The organism is Pseudoalteromonas sp. S16_S37 (genome assembly GCF_014694405.1).
In the GTDB taxonomy this organism is placed as follows: domain Bacteria; phylum Pseudomonadota; class Gammaproteobacteria; order Enterobacterales; family Alteromonadaceae; genus Pseudoalteromonas.
Window position 1 is genome coordinate 1 of the sequence record NZ_JAAUWV010000156.1, and the last position, 1,117, is coordinate 1,117.

Below are 1,117 nucleotides of genomic sequence, written 5' to 3' on the forward strand. Positions count from 1 at the left end.
GACTCAATTAAAAATACATCGTCTTCACACGCAATTTCATTTTCAAATGGGTCGCGGCGTAACTTAAAAAACTTCTTTGCATTGGCGGTTAACATTTCAGGCTCCGGGTCTTCATAATCAACTTCTTGGTGTACTTTTTGGCTTGGCTCGTACCAGCAAAATAAATCTATTACTTGTGGTTCAGACGCACCAACGCCTCTTAAGTACTCTGTTATTGCCGTTTGCACGGCTTTGACATCGCAGGTTTTTGGCCATTCAGCATGTGTGCATACACGGCTTAAACTTGCGGGGCTAAAGGTCAATCCTTTAGCCTTTATTGCCTTTACTACTTGGGCTTGCTTAACTCCCAGTACATCTAAAACATGGCTAAGCTTTGTTATTTTCACTGCTATCTCGCTATTTTCAGCACTGGGGTCTCCGCTATGCCCATATGCAACTGCTCCACAATGTTGTTTACTTCCGTTTCTACAACTTCCTGATTTGCTAACCAATCAATCTCGTTTACTCGTAATGGTCGGCCCAAGCGTTGGGCAACCATCATGCGTAAGTCGATTGAGTCCAGTACTTTGCCTTTTCGCTTCGGCGCTTCGGTTATCTGCTGTGCAATTGGGCTATCTGGTGAGATTGCTTCTCCTTTAGGTGTGATCCTAGTTTCATGTTCAACCTCTTTAAGATGTGAATGCGCAACCAAGCGGCCTTCAAAAGGCGCGAGTTTGGCCTTCTTAGCTTTCTTAATCTCTTCGTCATTCATGTTGGGGAATGCTAAACGGTCCGCTTCTTTTGACGCTATTTGGGTTTGGGTATCAGCATGGCGTTCATGCTCTTCGCCAATTACTGGCCCATCAGCTCTAAAGCCACTTACATCAAATTCAATAGGCTGAACTTGGTGATACACCACTTCGCCCAATGGTGTCTTAACACCAACGAGTAAATCAGGTGAGTCCCCCACAATAATGGGGCTAACCGTTACTTTGATCCCATTACTAATATGCTGTAAGTCAGCGAGGTCGTAGACCAGTTTTGATTTAGTGCGAGGGTGTACATAACTAATGGTTAAGTCACCTTGAACCTTTCTATCTTCATCGGTTCTCGTAAGCAAAAGCCTGCACACTTGCTC

The 1,117-nt window shown here is 44.5% G+C and carries 1 protein-coding gene and 1 pseudogene; both read right to left on the reverse strand.

Annotated elements, in window-relative coordinates; all coding sequences use genetic code 11:
- On the reverse strand, positions 1-386 hold a 386-nt coding region (locus tag HC733_RS22350), incomplete at its 3' end, for a hypothetical protein (protein WP_203219234.1).
- Positions 387-388: 2 nt separating this feature from the next.
- Positions 389-1,117 (reverse strand): annotated as a pseudogene (locus tag HC733_RS22355) (hypothetical protein); the annotation flags it as partial.